Annotated in this window: 12 protein-coding genes and 3 pseudogenes; 10 read left to right on the forward strand and 5 right to left on the reverse strand. The window is 60.0% G+C overall.

What is annotated here, in order from left to right:
* The 10 genes and pseudogenes from mutL to GHO32_RS27305 form a co-directional block, all read left to right on the forward strand.
* Nucleotides 1–837, forward strand: a pseudogene (mutL, locus tag GHO32_RS25325) (DNA mismatch repair protein MutL); the annotation flags it as partial.
* A complete protein-coding gene (gene miaA / locus GHO32_RS25330; protein WP_153328370.1) occupies nt 837–1,817 on the forward strand; it encodes a tRNA (adenosine(37)-N6)-dimethylallyltransferase MiaA in 981 nt (326 codons plus the stop codon). The pseudogene mutL and the gene miaA, both read left to right, overlap by 1 nt.
* Nucleotides 1,818–1,908: 91 nt before the next feature.
* The gene (hfq, locus tag GHO32_RS25335; RefSeq protein ID WP_048366600.1) at nt 1,909–2,169 is read left to right on the forward strand and encodes an RNA chaperone Hfq; all 261 of its coding nucleotides are present in this window, start codon (nt 1,909–1,911) and stop codon (nt 2,167–2,169) included.
* Nucleotides 2,170–2,181: 12 nt separating this feature from the next.
* Nucleotides 2,182–3,483: a ribosome rescue GTPase HflX gene (gene hflX, locus GHO32_RS25340; protein ID WP_153443054.1), complete on the forward strand. Its 1,302-nt coding sequence runs from the start codon at nt 2,182–2,184 to the stop codon at nt 3,481–3,483.
* Nucleotides 3,484–3,579: 96 nt separating this feature from the next.
* Nucleotides 3,580–4,764 carry an FtsH protease activity modulator HflK gene (hflK, locus tag GHO32_RS25345; protein WP_048366598.1) on the forward strand — a complete coding sequence of 395 codons (1,185 nt, stop codon included), beginning with the start codon at nt 3,580–3,582 and terminating at the stop codon, nt 4,762–4,764.
* Nucleotides 4,764–5,636 carry a protease modulator HflC gene (hflC, locus tag GHO32_RS25350; protein WP_048366597.1) on the forward strand — a complete coding sequence of 291 codons (873 nt, stop codon included), beginning with the start codon at nt 4,764–4,766 and terminating at the stop codon, nt 5,634–5,636. The genes hflK and hflC overlap by 1 nt, the downstream gene beginning before the upstream one ends.
* A gap of 343 nt (nt 5,637–5,979) precedes the next feature.
* Nucleotides 5,980–7,167 carry an ATP phosphoribosyltransferase regulatory subunit gene (locus tag GHO32_RS25355; RefSeq protein ID WP_153333288.1) on the forward strand — a complete coding sequence of 396 codons (1,188 nt, stop codon included), beginning with the start codon at nt 5,980–5,982 and terminating at the stop codon, nt 7,165–7,167.
* 54 nt (nt 7,168–7,221) lie between these two features.
* Nucleotides 7,222–8,511, forward strand: coding sequence for an adenylosuccinate synthase (locus tag GHO32_RS25360; RefSeq protein WP_153336777.1), 1,290 nt, complete (start codon nt 7,222–7,224; stop codon nt 8,509–8,511).
* A 1,234-nt stretch (nt 8,512–9,745) separates the two neighbouring features.
* Nucleotides 9,746–9,958, forward strand: a pseudogene (locus tag GHO32_RS27300) (methyl-accepting chemotaxis protein); the annotation flags it as partial.
* A gap of 201 nt (nt 9,959–10,159) precedes the next feature.
* Nucleotides 10,160–10,864 carry a methyl-accepting chemotaxis protein gene (locus GHO32_RS27305; protein WP_372239840.1) on the forward strand — a complete coding sequence of 235 codons (705 nt, stop codon included), beginning with the start codon at nt 10,160–10,162 and terminating at the stop codon, nt 10,862–10,864.
* A gap of 188 nt (nt 10,865–11,052) precedes the next feature.
* Here GHO32_RS27305 and GHO32_RS25370 read toward each other — a convergent pair whose 3' ends face one another.
* From GHO32_RS25370 to GHO32_RS25390, 5 genes and pseudogenes are all read right to left on the reverse strand, one after another.
* Nucleotides 11,053–11,310 carry a DUF3077 domain-containing protein gene (locus tag GHO32_RS25370; RefSeq protein ID WP_153336875.1) on the reverse strand — a complete coding sequence of 86 codons (258 nt, stop codon included), beginning with the start codon at nt 11,308–11,310 and terminating at the stop codon, nt 11,053–11,055.
* A gap of 466 nt (nt 11,311–11,776) precedes the next feature.
* A complete protein-coding gene (locus GHO32_RS25375) occupies nt 11,777–13,330 on the reverse strand; it encodes an iron ABC transporter permease (protein ID WP_153336874.1) in 1,554 nt (517 codons plus the stop codon).
* Entirely contained in the window at nt 13,330–14,352 is a 1,023-nt protein-coding gene (locus tag GHO32_RS25380) for an iron ABC transporter substrate-binding protein (RefSeq protein ID WP_153336873.1), read from the reverse strand. The genes GHO32_RS25375 and GHO32_RS25380 overlap by 1 nt, the downstream gene beginning before the upstream one ends.
* A gap of 121 nt (nt 14,353–14,473) precedes the next feature.
* The gene (locus GHO32_RS25385; protein ID WP_153443056.1) at nt 14,474–15,580 is read right to left on the reverse strand and encodes a cytochrome-c peroxidase; all 1,107 of its coding nucleotides are present in this window, start codon (nt 15,578–15,580) and stop codon (nt 14,474–14,476) included.
* Nucleotides 15,577–17,143 (reverse strand): annotated as a pseudogene (locus GHO32_RS25390) (TonB-dependent receptor); the annotation flags it as partial. The gene GHO32_RS25385 and the pseudogene GHO32_RS25390, both read right to left, overlap by 4 nt.

Consider the following 17,143-nt stretch of genomic DNA (forward strand, 5'->3'; position numbering starts at 1 on the left):
ACCGGGATCGACGCCGGTGAGTTCGGCCCGCAAGGCGAGATGCGCCTGGCCGCGCACCTGCTGGAGCAGCCTCAGGCCGCACCGGCTGCGCACGTACCGGGTTCCGGGGCGGGGGCGGGTTATCAGTCTTACTACCGGCCGCCGACTTCCGGGCCGTCCATGGCGACCGCTGAAGCCAAAAATGCCTACCGCGAGTTTTTCGCGCCATTGCCCGAGGCCACGGCGGCGCCGATGCCCGAGGGGCAGGGTGATATTCCGCCATTGGGCTTTGCCCTGGCACAGCTCAAGGGCATCTACATCCTCGCGGAAAACGCCCACGGCCTGGTGCTGGTGGACATGCACGCGGCCCACGAGCGGATCATGTACGAGCGGCTCAAAATCGCCATGGCCAGCGAAGGCCTGAGCGGCCAGCCGCTGCTGGTGCCTGAGTCGATTGCGGTCAGCCAGCGTGAAGCCGATTGCGCCGAAGAGCATGGCGAGTGGTTCCGCCGTCTGGGCTTTGAGTTGCAGCGCTTGGGCCCGGAGACTCTGGCCATTCGCCAGATCCCGGCCTTGCTCAAGCAGGCTGAGGCGCAGCGCCTGGTGCATGACGTGTTGGCCGACTTGATGGAATACGGCACCAGTGACCGCATTCAGGCGCACCTCAACGAATTGCTCGGTACCATGGCGTGCCACGGCGCGATCCGGGCCAATCGGCGCTTGGCCATCCCGGAAATGAACGGCTTGTTGCGGGACATGGAAAACACCGAGCGCAGCGGTCAGTGCAATCATGGTCGTCCCACCTGGACCCAAATGGGCCTGGACGACTTGGACAAACTTTTTTTGCGCGGTCGCTGATGACAGGTTCCAAGGCTTTACCCCCGGCCATCTTTTTGATGGGCCCCACCGCCGCAGGCAAAACCGATCTGGCGATCGAGCTGAGCAAAGTATTGCCCTGCGAGCTGGTCAGCGTGGATTCGGCGCTGGTGTATCGCGGCATGGACATCGGCACGGCCAAGCCGTCCAAAGAGATTCTGGCGGCGCATCCGCACCGGTTGATCGACATCATTGATCCGGCCGAGAGCTATTCGGCGGCTGATTTTCGCCGCGATGCGTTGCAATCCATGGCCGAGATCACCGCACGGGGCAATATCCCGCTGCTGGTGGGCGGCACAATGTTGTATTACAAAGCGTTGCTTGAAGGTCTGGCCGACATGCCAGCTGCCGACCCGCAGGTGCGTGCGCAGCTCGAAGAAGAAGCCCGGCGCCTTGGCTGGCAGGCGCTGCATGATCAGTTGGCAGCGGTCGACCCGGAGTCGGCAGCGCGCATTCACCCCAATGACCCGCAGCGTCTGACCCGGGCGTTAGAGGTGTATCGGGTGAGCGGCCTGAGCATGACGGCCCACCGGCACAAACAATCTGAAGAATCTACTAAAGCAGCAGCTTCTGGCGGCGGCCAATTGCCCTATACTGTCGCCCAACTGGCCATCGCTCCGGCGAACCGGCAGGTGCTGCATGAAAGAATCGCGCAAAGATTCATGCAAATGCTGGAACAGGGATTCATCGACGAGGTCTTAGCCCTGCGAGATAGAAGTGACCTGCACGCCGGGTTGCCGTCTATACGTGCAGTGGGCTACCGCCAAGTCTGGGATTATCTGGACGGCAAGCTGACAGCGACCGAGATGCAGGAGCGCGGCATCATTGCTACGCGCCAATTGGCCAAACGTCAGTTCACCTGGTTGCGCGGTTGGGATGATCTACATTGGCTGGACAGCCTGGACTGCGACAATCTGCCGCGCGCCTTGAAATACTTGGGATCGGTCTCCATATTGAGCTGAGTCCCGGAAATTGCCGTCTATCCTATGGGTATGGCGACATCGCCATCTAATTTTTGTATCTATTTTTTTTATCCTTACAGGAGTGCGGCACATGTCAAAAGGGCATTCGCTACAAGACCCTTACTTGAATACTTTGCGTAAAGAGAAGGTTGGCGTTTCCATCTACCTGGTCAACGGTATCAAGCTGCAGGGGACTATCGAGTCGTTCGACCAGTTCGTGATCCTGCTGAAAAACACCGTGAGCCAAATGGTTTACAAACACGCTATCTCGACAGTCGTCCCAGTCCGTCCGATCCGTCTGCCTAGCGCGAGCGAATCTGATCTGGCAGACGCTGAGCCAGGTAACGCTTGATAGGAGTCTCCTTTGTTCTTTGAGCGCCACGGTGGTGGTGAGCGGGCGATCCTCGTTCACTTGGAAGTTCAGGACCCTGAGGCGCACGAAGATCCGCAGGAGTTCCAGGAGTTAGCAGTATCGGCTGGCGCCGAGACCGTCGCGTTTTTCAACGTGCCGCGTCATCGGCCTTCGGCCAAGTACCTGATTGGCAGTGGCAAGGTCGAGGAGTTGCGCGACCTGGTCAAGGCCGAGAAGGTCGACATTGTGATTTTCAATCACGTCCTCACGCCCAGTCAGGAGCGTAACCTCGAACGTGTGTTCGAGTGTCGCGTGCTTGACCGCACCGGGCTGATTCTCGACATCTTCGCTCAACGCGCCCGTACCCATGAAGGCAAGCTACAGGTCGAACTGGCCCAGCTTGATCACATGAGCACGCGTCTTGTGCGCGGCTGGACCCACCTTGAGCGTCAAGGTGGCGGCATTGGTATGCGCGGGCCGGGTGAAACCCAGCTTGAAACCGACCGCCGTCTGTTGCGTATCCGCATCAGCCAGATCAAGTCGCGTCTGAAAAAAGTCCGCAGCCAACGTGAACAGTCCCGTAGAGGGCGCCAACGCGCCGATATTCCTACGGTGTCGCTGGTGGGGTATACCAACGCCGGTAAGTCCACGTTGTTCAATGCGGTCACGCAGTCAGACGTATTTGCCGCAGACCAATTGTTCGCCACGCTCGACCCGACCTTGCGCCGCGTTGACCTGGACGATCTGGGGCCGATCGTACTGGCCGATACCGTGGGCTTTATTCGTCACTTGCCGCACAAGCTTGTTGAAGCATTCCGGTCTACGCTCGAAGAGTCGAGCAATTCGGATTTGCTGCTGCACGTGATCGACGCGCATGAGCCCGAGCGCATGCAGCAGATCGAACAGGTGATGATCGTCCTCAACGAGATTGGCGCGCAGGACTTGCCGATCCTTGAGGTCTACAACAAAATCGATTTGCTTGAAGGTGTAGAGCCGCAGATCCAGGGTGATGCCGATGGCAAACCGCAGCGGGTCTGGTTGTCGGCCCGTGAAAACCAAGGTCTGGAGCTGCTTGAACAGGCCATTGCCGAGTTGCTGGGCAGTGATTTGTTCGTTGGCACCTTGCGCTTGCCGCAACGTTTTGCTCGACTGCGTGCACAGTTCTTCGAACTGGGGGTTGTGCAAAAAGAAGCGCATGACGATGAGGGCTCCAGTTTGTTGGACGTACGCCTGCCGCGTTCCGAGCTCAATCGCTTGGTCAGCCGTGAAGGGATGCAACCGCTGGAATTCATCGAAGAACACACTTTGCAATAAAAGCCTCCTAAAGCGGCCGTGCCGCTGTGGTAGGCATTCTGTAGCATTGGTCGGCGCGCCGTGGGCGCGTCTTTGCTTTATCAGATGGAGAGCGCTATGGCTTGGAATGAGCCGGGTGGCAACTCGAACAATCAAGATCCCTGGGGTAGCAAACGCCCTAAAAATGGCGACCGCAAGGGACCACCGGATCTCGACGAGGCCTTCCGAAAGCTGCAGGAAAGCCTGAATGGGTTGTTCGGTGGTGGAAAAAAACGTACCGGTGGCGGTGGCAACGAAGGTGGCTCTGGCGGTAAGAGCGCCGGCTTCGGTGTGCTCGGCCTGGTACTGGTCGTTATGGCAGCCGTCTGGCTGTACAGCGCGGTTTATGTGGTCGACGAGCAGGAGCAAGCCGTCGTGCTGCGCCTGGGCAAGTACTACGACACGGTAGGTCCGGGTCTGAACATCTACTTGCCGCCGTTCGATAAAAAGTACATGGAAAACGTAACGCGTGAGCGTGCGTACACCAAGCAGGGCCAGATGCTCACTGAAGACGAAAACATCGTCGAAGTGCCGCTGACCGTGCAGTACAAGATCAGCAACCTGCGCGACTACGTGCTGAACGTTGATCAACCGGAAGTCAGCCTGCAGCAAGCCACAGACAGTGCCTTGCGTCACGTCGTGGGTTCCACGTCGATGGACCAGGTGTTGACCGATGGCCGTGAACAAATGGCAGTAGAGATCAAGGAGCGCCTGCAGCGTTTCCTCGATACCTACAAAACCGGTATTACGGTGACTCAGGTCAACGTACAAAACGCTGCTGCACCGCGTGAAGTACAAGAAGCCTTTGATGACGTGATCCGTGCCCGTGAAGACGAGCAGCGTGCCCGCAACCAGGCCGAAAGCTACGCCAATGGCGTGGTTCCGGAAGCCCGTGGTCAGGCACAGCGCATCATCGAAGATGCCAACGGTTACCGCGATGAAGTGGTATCTCGCGCCAAGGGTGAAGCTGACCGCTTTACCAAGCTGGTGGCCGAGTACCGCAAAAATCCTGACGTGACCCGTGACCGTCTGTACCTGGACACCATGCAGGATGTCTTCAGCAACACCAGCAAAGTACTCGTGACCGGCAACAAAAACGGCCAGAGCAACCTGCTGTACTTGCCGTTGGACAAAATGATTGAAGGCCGTACTGGCGGCAGCAACTCGGTAACGGGTTCGGCAGCTGCGGCGAGCAGTTCTGATGCTGGCACGCACATCAACACGGATCTGCCGACACCACCGCGTACCAGGGAGAGTCGCTGATGAGCAATAAATCGCTGGTCGCCCTTATTGTTGCCGTTGTTGTGGCGATCGTTGCCTGGAACAGCTTCTACATCGTCTCGCAAACCGAACGTGCCGTGCTGTTGCGCTTCGGCCGTGTGGTTCAGGCCGATGTTCAGCCAGGCCTGCACGTGAAGATCCCTTACGTTAACCAGGTGCGCAAGTTTGACGCCCGCCTGATGACGCTGGATGCGCCGACGCAGCGTTTCCTGACGCTGGAAAAGAAAGCGGTCATGGTCGATGCTTTTGCCAAGTGGCGTGTGAAAGATGCCGAGCGCTTCTACACCGCGACTTCGGGCATGAAGCAGATTGCTGACGAGCGCCTGTCGCGTCGTCTGGAATCGGGCCTGCGTGACCAGTTCGGTAAGCGCACCTTGCACGAAGTGGTGTCGGGTGAGCGTGATGCATTGATGGCTGACATCACCGCATCGCTGAACAAAATGGCTGAGAAAGAGCTGGGTATTGAAGTGGTCGACGTTCGCGTCAAGGCCATTGACCTGCCTAAAGAAGTAAACCGCAGCGTTTTCGAACGTATGAGCACCGAGCGTGAGCGTGAAGCACGCGAGCATCGGGCCAAGGGTAACGAGCTGGCAGAAGGCATTCGTGCTGACGCCGACCGTCAACGTCGTGTTCTGCTGGCCGAGGCTTATCGTCAGTCCGAAGAAGCACGCGGTGATGGCGATGCCCAGGCTGCTGCGATTTACTCCAAGGCTTACGGTCAGGACCAGGAGTTCTACAAGTTCTATCGCAGCCTGCGCGCTTACCGCGAAAGCTTTGCGAACAAGAGCGACGTATTGGTTCTGGACCCAAGCAGCGAGTTCTTCCGCTACCTGGACAAGTCCAAGCCGCAGTAAACCGGTAGGAGCGAGCTTGCCTCACGATCTTTTGATCTTGAAAGCTCGCTCCTGCAGCAAAAAAGCATCCTGTACACGCACTCCGCCGGGCGGGCAAATTGCCTCGCGGGGTGATCCTTTTAGAAAACGTGTGTATGATGCGGCAGCCGGGAAATTCCCGGCTTTTTTGCGTCTGCATGTTTGATTGACCGAATGGCTGTGACAGCATCGGTAGATTTTTCGAGGAATGTGCTGAGCCTGTCATTCAGGCTTTTTTGCTGTGCGCGCTAAAGACGCAGCCACGTTCTGCTTTACTCAAGGCTTGCCTGCTGGCTGGCCACCCGGATCATAGGGGAATGGCGTAATGGCAACGGTAGACCGCTGGCTTCTGCCAGATGGCATCGAAGAAGTACTTCCACCAGAAGCTGCGCGCATTGAAGTCGCGCGGCGTCAGGTGTTGGATCTGTTCCAGAGCTGGGGCTATGAGTTCGTCGTCACCCCGCATATCGAATACCTGGAGTCCCTGCTGACAGGGGCCGGCCAGGATCTCGACCTGCGGACCTTTAAGGTTATTGACCCCAAGACGGGTCGCCAGATGGGTTTTCGTGCCGACATCACGCCGCAAGTGGCGCGCATTGATGCGCATACCTTGCGTCATGAAGGCCCGAGCCGTCTGTGCTACGCCGGTAGCGTTCTGCATGCTCAACCGCGTGCATTGTCGTCCTCGCGCAGCCCGATCCAGTTGGGCGCCGAGTTGTATGGCGATGCCAGCCCGAGCAGCGATGTAGAAGTCATCAGCTTGATGCTGGCCATGCTGCAACTGGCCGATGTGCCGGATGTGCACATGGACCTGGGGCATGTCGGCATTTACCGTGGGCTGGCCCGTGCGGCCAACCTGTCGGTTGAAGTGGAACAACAATTGTTCGACGCCCTGCAACGCAAGGCGATCGACGAAGTAACAGCCTTGACCGAAGGTTTGCCGGCCGATCTGGCTGACATGCTTCAGGCATTGGTGGGTTTGTGTGGCGGCCGTGATGTGCTGGTTGCTGCGCGTGAGCGTCTGGCCAAGGCTCCGGCCGAGGTGATGGCAGCTCTGGACGACTTGCAGGCCATTGCCGAGCGGTTGTCGGTGCGTTTCCCGCAGTTGCCGCTGTATTTTGACCTGGGTGAGTTGCGTGGGTATCACTACCACACAGGTGTGGTGTTTGCGGTGTTTGTTCCGGGCGTTGGGGATTCCATCGCTCAGGGCGGTCGTTATGACGATATCGGTGCTGTGTTTGGGCGTGCCCGTCCGGCGACCGGTTTTTCGACCGATTTGAAAACCCTGGTAACCCTGGGGCGTGCTGAGGTTCAGCTACCGTCTGGCGGTATCTGGATGCCTGACAGCACAGATGCGGCACTCTGGCAGCAGGTTTGCCAGCTTCGCAGTGAAGGTCAGCGTGTGGTTCAGGCATTGCCTGGCCAGCCACAGACCGCCGCCCGTGATGCGGACTGCGACCGCCAATTGATTCAGCAGAACGGCTTGTGGCACGTCGTGCCGCTGGCTTCTTGAGTTTTCCTGCCGGCGGTTGCCGGCACCAAGTTTGCGCGAATGAGGACAAGTGTTATGGGTAAGAATGTCGTAGTCCTGGGCACCCAGTGGGGTGATGAGGGCAAAGGCAAGATCGTTGATCTGCTGACCGAACATGCTGCCGCTGTAGTGCGCTACCAAGGTGGCCACAACGCTGGCCACACCTTGGTGATCGACGGCGAAAAAACCGTTCTGCACCTGATTCCGTCGGGCGTATTGCGCGAAGGCGTGCAGTGCCTGATCGGCAACGGTGTGGTGGTTGCTCCAGACGCTCTGTTGCGTGAAATCATCAAGCTGGAAGAGAAAGGCGTACCGGTGCGTGAGCGCCTGCGTATCAGCCCGTCCTGCCCGCTGATCCTGTCGTTCCACGTTGCACTGGACCAGGCCCGCGAAAAAGCCCGTGGCGAGCTGAAGATCGGTACAACCGGTCGCGGCATTGGCCCGGCATACGAAGACAAGGTTGCCCGTCGCGGTCTGCGCGTTGGCGATCTGCTGAACATGCCGCGTTTCGAAGCCAAACTGCGTGAGCTGGTGGATTACCACAACTTCATGCTGGTCGGTTACTACAAAGAAACCGCCATCGACTTCGACAAGACGCTGGCCGAGTGCAAAGAATACGCTGAGCTGTTGAAGCCGCTGATGCTGGACGTGACCGCTGAGCTGCACGACCTGCGTCGCGCTGGCAAAGACATCATGTTCGAAGGCGCTCAAGGTTCGCTGCTGGACATCGACCACGGTACCTACCCGTACGTGACCAGCTCCAACACCACCGCCGGTGGCGTTGCGACCGGTTCGGGCGTTGGCCCGATGTTCCTGGACTACATCCTGGGCATCACCAAGGCTTACACCACTCGCGTGGGCTCGGGCCCGTTCCCGACTGAGCTGTTCGACGACGTCGGCGCTCACCTGGCCAAGCAAGGTCACGAGTTCGGTGCCACCACCGGCCGTGCCCGTCGTTGCGGCTGGTTCGACGCCGTTATCCTGCGTCGCGCTATCGACGTGAACAGCATCTCGGGCATCTGCCTGACCAAGCTGGACGTACTCGACGGTCTGGAAACCATCAACATCTGCGTTGGCTACAAAGATGCAGACGGCAACGAAGTGGCGCCAACCGACGCTGACAGCTACGTAGGCCTGCAGCCTGTGTACGAAGAAGTACCGGGCTGGACCGAATCGACCGTGGGTGCCAAAACCCTGGAAGAGCTGCCAGAAAACGCCCGTGCTTACATCAAGCGCGTAGAAGCACTGATCGGCGCGCCGATCGACATCGTCTCGACAGGTCCGGACCGCAACGAAACCATCGTTCTGCGTCACCCGTTCGCGTAACACGTCGCGATGCAAAACAAAGGGCCCTTCGGGGCCCTTTGTTGTTTTAGCCCTCTGTAGGAGCGAGCTTGCCTCGCGATCTGTTGATCTTGATCTGGTTTTTGATCTTGATCTAAGAGGCCCCGTTAAACCACGCTGGCCGAACGCGGCGGGCCCACGGCGTAAGGCCGGAACCCTAAGTGGCCGTTGCCGCAGCAACGGATATGCACTCAAATCAAGAGCAACCCTCACCCTAGCCCTCTCCCGAAGGAGAGGGAACCGATTGGGGGATGCTGTCGATTATCGATGGCCTGTTTGCTGCGCGACAGCGCGGCGTCGAAGACTGGAAGTCCCGCAAGAGATCCACGGCATGACCCTTGCTTCAAAAACGCCATAAGCGTGCCATCAAAATAATGGCACCGTTGTGGAGGGGTTTTCTGTGTCTGCCGTACTCTCATTGTTACAAAGCCGTTTGTTGCGGCCGGTATTCGTTACCCTCGGTATCGCTCTTTTGGTGCAAGTGCTGGTGGCTGTCGCACTGACGCGGAGCACGGTCACGGCCCTGGAGTCCGATCTGGATGCGGGGCTGAGTGCAGACAGCAAGCAGTTGGCGGCCGAACTGGAGTTGGCCGGGCGTGAGGTCAAGAGCAACCTGGACGGGTTGTCAGTCAGCACCCGCCAGCGTCTGACCGCAGGCCTGGAGCCGCGCCTTAAAGACGAACAGATGCAGCTCTGGGAAATGCTCGAACAGAGCCTCAAAGACTCTGCGAACGACATGGCGCAGTTGCTGGCGGCCGTCTCGTCCCGGGCCATTTGGGACAACGATGTGCCGACCCTGTCGGACTTCGCTCGGCGTGCCCAGCGCAATCCCAATGTGCTGTTCGTGGTGTATGACGATGCCTCGGGGCAACATCTGACGCGCTACCTCAACCGTGATAACCCGATCAACAAAGCCCTGCTGGAAAAGGGCAAGGGCGAGCGCGCGCTGGATAAAGTCCTCGATGCTGCGCGCAACGATCCGGCGGTGTATTACCTCGAGGCGCCCATCAGCCCCAATGGCGTTGTGATCGGCAAAGTGTTGATGGGCGTTTCTACTGCCTCGGTCGAACAGTCGCTGGCGGCGCTGGATCAGCGTTTTGCGTCGTTGATCGTAAGCAGTGATCAGTTGGTCGACGACAGCCTGCAAGGCGCGGCCAGCGAAAGCTCCAAGGCCCTGGGCGCGCGTTTGCAGTCGGCGCAGGCAGCGGCCGCACAAATGCAGGTCAATACCGCGCACACCGTCCGCGAGGCGGCAGAAGCGCTACGCTGGCGCATCGGCTTGAGCCTGGCGCTGGTGGGGCTTGGCGTGTTGCTGGTACTGGCGGTGGTGTTGGGGCGGCGCGTGGTGAGCAAGTTACTGCTGCTTAACGCCGCCCTGAATGACTTGGCGGCGGGCGAGGGTGACCTGACCAAGCGCGTGGGCCTGAGCAGCAAAGACGAGATTGGCGACATGGCGGCAGCGGTTGACCGTTTTGTCGACAAGTTGCAGCCCATCGTGCGTGAAGCGGGGGATGTGGCCCAGCGTACCGGGGTCGAGATTGGCGTGATGACGATGCTCAATGCCGGGGCGGATGCGGCGGCGCAGTTGCAGCGCGATGAAGTGGCGCAAAGCCTTGAGGCGCTGTCGACCATGGCCGATGCGGCGCAGTCTGAAAGCCAGGCGATGCAGGCGGCGCTGCGCCAGGTGGTGGACATTCGTCAGGCGACTGACGAAAACACCCGCACCTCGGCGCAAGTGGGCGGCTTGATTGAAGCGCTGGCCGGGCAAGTGGGCGAGGGCGCCAAAGTGATTGAGCGGCTGGCGCAGCAAAGCGAGCAGATCGAAGTGGTGCTGACGGTGATCCATGGCATTGCCGAGCAGACCAACCTGCTGGCGTTGAACGCCGCCATTGAAGCGGCGCGGGCAGGCGAGACGGGGCGCGGCTTTGCGGTGGTGGCCGATGAAGTCCGCGCCTTGGCGAGCAAAACGCAAAGCTCTACCGGCGATATTCAGGCACACATCGTGGCCTTGCAGCAGGGCGCGAAAGAGGCGGTCGCGGCAATTGCGCAGGCCGGGCGTCAGGCGGACGAAGGCCTGGCGGTGTTGCGCGGCAGCGTGAAATTGCAGAAGACCGTGCAGGCCTCGGTTGAGCAAGTGCACACGGCCATAGACGATGCGACCAAAGCCGCAGCGCATCAGGCCCAGGGCGCCCATGCAGTGCGTGGGCGGGTCGAAGTGATCCATGCCCAGGCCGAACGCGCGGCCGAGGCCGTCACGCAGACCACGGCCAGCGGCAAGGTGCTGGACAGCCTGGCAGGGCAGTTGAAGGCCAGTTTGGGGCAGTTCAGGGCTTAACATCAAAAGCCCCTCACCCTAGCCCTCTCCCGGAGGGAGAGGGGACTGATTGGGGGATCTTGGTGATGATTTGCGGTCTGCAAGCAATGGCGCTGAATCCGAATCCACCTCGGTAAAGCTCCCTCTCCCACCGGGAGAGGGTTGGGGTGAGGGTTGGCGGTTACGCACAAGCGCATTCATGGCGAGCATTAATCAGTCAGCAGCGAGTCCACCAGCGCACGGGCCATCTCCATACTGTGAATAACATTCCACAGCTGTTCGGCTTCAAGGCCTGAGAGGTGGGCGCTAATGTCGTCGGCGTTTAACTCTGCACCTTTAAGCAGCAGCGAAACGTGTTCAAGCGCGTGACGTGCGGGAATACCGGGGTGGGTGGTGAACAGCAGCGTGCCGCGATGGGCGCTGGTGTGGAAGGCATCGAGGGGTGGGTCTGGGACGATTTTATCCATGCGAGAAACTCCAAACGTTGGAGCTGTCGTCAATCCGCTGTCAATCGGAAGGGTGGCAGCTATGTGCGGGTTGACAGACCGAGGAGTCTCGCGAACTCGGCGCACCCGAAGATGCCCCGCACATGGCCGCCATAACATAGTAGTGGTCATGCGAGATCAGACGGTCTGTCAAAACCGGCCACTGAAATCAGTGACCCGTCGAGACTATCCGCGCAGTTCCAGCGCCACAAGGCGGTGAGGATTCTCTAGGAAAGGTCCTGCGAATGAAAGGGACGAGGCCGGTGCAGGCGTTGCGAATTGTGTGGGAAAAGACCCTCACCCTCACCCTAGCCCTCTCCCGGAGGGAGAGGGGACTGATTGGGGGATCTTGGTGATGATTTGCGGTCTGCAAGCAATGGCGCTGAATCCGATACCACCTCGGTAAAGCTCCCTCTCCCTCTGGGAGAGGGTTGGGGTGAGGGCGGCTTCAGCGGCTCAAATACATCCGCGTGGTCAGCAAATACACCGGCAAGCCCGACACCACGATCAACAGCGCGGCATAAGGCGCCGCGGCCGCAAATTCGACATTCGAGGTGTGCGCCCACACTTGGGTGGCCAAGGTGTTAAGCCCGGTCGGGCTCAGCAGCAAGGTGGCGGTCAGTTCTTTCATAGCGTCGAGAAACACCAGCGCAAACGCCGCGCCCAACGCCGGGAAGATGATCGGCAAGGTCACCCGGCAAAACGCCGAGAACGATGAGGCGCCCAACGTACGGGCGGCTTCTTCCAGTTGCGGGGCGGCCTTGTTCAGCGCGGTGCGGATCGGTGCTTGCGCCAAAGGCAAAAACAGCAGCGCATACGCCACCAGCAGCAATGCCGAGGTCTGATACAGCGCCGGCACGTAATGCAGTGAGAAGTACACCAGCGCCAGGGCAATGACCAGGCCCGGCAGGGCGTGCAGCAGGTACGGCAGGCGTTCGGCCCAGATCGCCAATTGGCCTTTGTAACGCACCACCAGCAACCCCACCGGCACCGCCAGCACCAGGCACAGAGCTGCGCCGCCCAACGACAAGGCCAGCGACGAGAACAACGCCTCGCCAATCGCGGCCATCGGGAAGGCCGCCGAGCTGCCCTTGATCAGCCAGTACGCCAGCATGCCCAGCGGGATGCCGCTGCCAATCACCGCCAGCAGCAGGCAATACACTTGCCCCACCAGCGACCATTTGCCCAGCCGCACTTGCTCGGCGCGCCGTGCGGCGCCCTGGCCGATGCGAATGTGGCGGCCTTTGCCGCGTACTTTCAGCTCCAGCCACAACAGGCTCAGGCACATTACCAGCAGCACCGCCGACAGCATCGCCGCATTGGCGTTGCTGAATTCCAGTTCAAATTGCTGGTAGATCGCAGTGGTAAAGGTTTGCAGGCCGATGATCGACAGCGCGCCAAACTCCACCAGCATGTGCAAGGCAATCAGCAGCGAGCCAGCCAGGAGTGAAGGCCAGAGCAGCGGCAGGGTGATCTTGAAAAACACCCCCCAACGGTTCTGCCCCAGGGTGCGCGCTGATTCTTCCAGGGCCGGGTCAAGGTTGCGCAGGGTCGCGGCGACCGGCAAAAAAATCAGCGGGTATTTGGACAGGCTCATCACCAAAATGGCCCCGCCCAGGCCTTCAAAGCTGGCGCTGAGGGATACCCAGGTGAAGCTGCTGACGAATGCCGGGACGGCAAACGGCAAGCACAGGATCACGCCCCACAGGCGCCGCCCCGGCAAGTTGCTGCGTTCCAGCAACCAGGCCAGCGACAGGCCGACCACGGCGCAGGTCACGGTGACGCCCACCATCAGCAGCAGCGTGTTGCGCATCAGGCCGAACACATACGGCCGCCACAACAGGCTCAGCGCCTGCGTCCAGCCGGCTTGCCAGGCTTTGGTGGCGACATACAGCAGCGGCAGCAGGCTGAGCCCGACCAGCAGCAGGACGGGCAGCAGCAGCCAGATCGACGGCCTTTTGCGCTTAAGGGTGTGGCGCACAGGGTGGGCGGTAGCGAGCATCAGAGCAGGCCGGTGTCGCGTTCGAGGTCCAGCGCTTCTTCGGCGTTGCCCAGGTCAGCCGGGGTGATTTTCGGCGCTTGCAGCTCTTCGAATGGCTTGAGACCACGGTCCGACACCATGCCTTTGCGCATCGGGTATTCGGCGGTGGTGTTGGTGATCACCCGCTGGCCTTCTTCGCTGGCCATGTAGGCGAGCAGTTGCTGGGCTTCTTTGGGGTGCTTGCTGGCTTTGATCACGCCTGCGCTGGACACAGTGATCAAGCCGCCCGCATCACCGTCGGTGAAGTAGTGCAGTTTGGAGTCCAGTTTGCCTTTCTCTTTTTCCAGGGCGAACCAGTAGTAGTTGTTCACCAGCACGGTGGCGACTTCGCCGTTTTCCACCGCTTTGAGCGCCACCATGTTGTTGGTGTAGGTTTTGCCGAAGGCGCGCAGTCCGGTCAGCCATTCTTCTGCGGCGTCGCGACCGTGCAGTTTGATAATGGCCACGGCCTGTTCCTGAAAGGCGCCGCTGGTGGGGACGAAGCCGACTTTGCCTTGCCATTCAGGGTTGGCGAAATCGAGTACCGATTTGGGCAGGTCTTCTTCCTTGATCAGCTTGGGGTTGAACGCCACGACGCGGGTGCGTGCGGTCACGCCGATCCAAGTGCCATTGGCGGCCACGTATTCTTTGGGCAGCGCTTGCAGGGTGCTGTCGTCGGCCTTGGCCAGAAAGCCTTGCTCGCCCAGGTTGTTCAGGGGCGGCGATTCTTCGGCGTAAAACACGTCAGCCGGGGAGCGGTCGCCTTCTTCCATGATCTGGCTGGCCAGTTGGTTGCTGCTGCCCTTGCGCACGTTGACGTGAATGCCGGTTTTGGCTTCAAAGGCGGCGGCCAGGTTGTCGCCCACTTCTTTGTGCTGGCCGTTGTACAGCGTCAGGGTGACGGGGTCGGCTGCGTAGGCGGGGGAGGTCAGTGCAAGACCGAGGATGGAGAGCGTCAGGCCGCGCAGTAGAGATGTCGCAAGCCGGGTATTTCGGAGCATCATTCGCTGGGTTCCTCACTTTGGTACTACAAAACTTGTAACAATAATAAACGATATTGTTTCTCAAGTGCGCTTGACCCAGCGTCCAATTGCGCTTGTGCGACGAGTTGTGATGTTGCTGGCGCTAGAGCGTGTCGAGAAAACTGCGCAAGGCTCGCAGTTCGTCCTTGTCCAGGTTCAGTGCTTTCAGGCGTTCGCTGGTGCTCGGAAACAACGGGTCATTGGCCTGTTGCGCGGTGGGTCGCGGGCGCGGCATGCCCATGTTGTAGAACGCCAGCGTACCTTCCATGTTGACGAACAGGCCGTTGTGCATCCAAGGCGCGGTCTTCATCACCAGCCGCAAGGACGGGGTGCGAAAGGCGCCCACATCCTGTGGCTGGCGTGTCACTTCATAGCGCCCCAGGTCTTCGTATTTGCGCCCGTAATAACTCAGCCCCACGTTATGGAACTGTTCGTCGCTGAGGGCCGGGCCAAAGTGGCAGTTCATGCAGCGCGCTTTGGTGCGAAACAGGTGCAGGCCGTAGAGCTGCTCATCGCTCATGCGCTGCGGGCGACCGCGCAGTAGTTGCTCGAAGGCGGTGTTGCGCGTGGCTTTGACCAAGGTGCGCTGGAAAGTAGCGAGGGCTTGCCCGGTGAGTTCGGGGGTGATCGGGCCGGGGCCGAAGACCTGGGCAAATTGTTGCCGATAATCCGCGTCGGCATTGAGCCGTTCGAGCAACGACGGGATATCAAAGGCCATTTCCACGGGGTCGACGATGGGGTGCAGGGCTTGTTGCTCGAGGCTGCCGCCCCGGCCGTCCCAAAACAGGTGGGTGCTGTAACCGCTCATCACCAGGCTGGGGGCATTGCGGCGTCCGCTCTGACGATCATGCCCAAACGACACCCGACGACCATCGGCAAAAGCCATGTCGGCTTCATGACAGGACGCGCAGGCAATTTGCCCGGAGCGCGACAGTTTGGGGTCATTAAACAGCTTTTTACCCAGTTCGGCCTTGGCCTCACTAAAGGGGTTTTCGGGCGGTGCCGGGGCGTGGTCGGGCAGGGCGGCCATCTCTTGCCAGTGCACATCAGGGTCTACCTCCGGAGCAGGCCATTGGGCGACGGGCTGGCGATACAGTTGGGCGACGCAGGCCGTGTACTGGGCGGACTTCTCATCGCAAGCGCTGGCTGCGTGGGCGTCGAGGCAGCTTAACGCCAGTGCAGCGTTGAAGCAGGCGGTCAGGCGGTTCAAAAGGTGTACCCCACTTCCAGCATGAATTGGCGCCCGACTTCAAAGGTGGGCAGGCCGCTGGTTTCGGTGGCGCCGACGATTTTTTTGTCCAGCAGGTTGGTGACGTCGAGGTTGACGAACACGGCCTGGTCTTTGGCAGTGGGCATTTTCCAGGCCAGCCGGGTGTCCCAGGTCAGTGCGCCGGCATACGGTGTTTCGGCCCACACGTAAGCTTCGGAGCCTTCATGCACGACTTTTTTGCCCGTGGCGGCAATGCGGCGATAGCCATCGCGATAACGCAGGAAGTTGCTCCAGGTGAGGTTCAAGGGGTCGATTTCGGTGATGGTCGTCAGGCGTGCTGTCCATGGCCGGTTGTAGTTGGTCGCAGGCATGTCGGAATACTTCATGAACTTGCCGTCGTACTGGATCGTCGGGTCTTCAACGTAAATGGCGCCAATGCTGGCGTTGTAGTTCGACAGGCCGGTGTTGTTGATCTTGCTCCAGTCCATGGCGAACTGGCCCGAGGTGCGGGTGCTGCCCAGGGTAAAGGCTTGCAGCGGGGTGATGGTGAGGGTGTAGATGTCGGCGTCGCTTTTGCCGCCGTTGTAGTAGGTGTAGTAGTTGGCCGCCAGGGCGCCGGTGTCTTCGGAGGGCTGGCCGATTTGCGCGCCCCAGGCGCGGCTGACTTGCTCGCGGCCCATGCGCTTGACGTATTTGACGGCGAACTCGGTGTCCCACTGCACGTGGCTCAGGCCCAGTGTCAGCTCATCGTCATAGGGCACTTTCAGTTGGTTGAACTTGCTGTCGTTGGCGTTTTGCTTGCCCATCACCCAGTCAGAGGTCTGGCTGGCCCGGCTGTATTCAGTGCCCATGGCGGCGATGCCGTCGCGCAGGCGGTAGGCGTACAGGTTGCGCCCGTAGTAACGGTTGGCGCCGCCGGTGATGCGGGTTTTGTTGTCGCCGAACACGTCCAGTTCAATGGCCAGGCGCGGGGCCACGGTGGTCTGGTTCATGTAGTTGTCGCCGTCGATGCGCACGCCGGGCCGCACGGTGAGGCGTTTGTAGCGCATTTCATCTTGCAGGTATAACGCCCATGAGCGCGTGTCGAAGGCGACTTTGCCCTGGGTCAGGGTCATCTTGTTGGCGTATTGCCCGGCCCAGCCATTGGCGGTCTGGCCGATGGAGCAATACGGGTCGTTGCCCATGCAGGTGTCGGTGCTGGCGACGCTGTAGCTGCTGTAAGGTTTATTGCGTTCATAGCTGGCCGAGCTTTGCGACAGTTCCAGGCCGGTTTGCAGCGCGTGGTCGATGCCCAGCCACTGGACGCTGTTCCAGTCGGCCTTGAGTTTGTAGGCCAGGGTCTTTTGGGTTTCTTCGATGTCGCCAAAGCCGCCCTCGGTGGCGAAAGCCGAGGTGCTCCAGTCTTTGCTCGTGGAGGTGCGCCATAGCACCATGTAGTCGCTGTCGGAATAGCGCGAGGTGTTCAGTTCACTCCAACTGAGGTTTTGTGGCTCTTCGCATTTAAGGGTGTAGAAAAAATCTGACCGGCTGGAAAAGGAGTCGAGGATCTTAGAAAATGTAAGC

The sequence above is a fragment of the Pseudomonas sp. FSL R10-2189 genome, assembly GCF_009600325.1.
In the GTDB taxonomy this organism is placed as follows: domain Bacteria; phylum Pseudomonadota; class Gammaproteobacteria; order Pseudomonadales; family Pseudomonadaceae; genus Aquipseudomonas; species Aquipseudomonas helleri.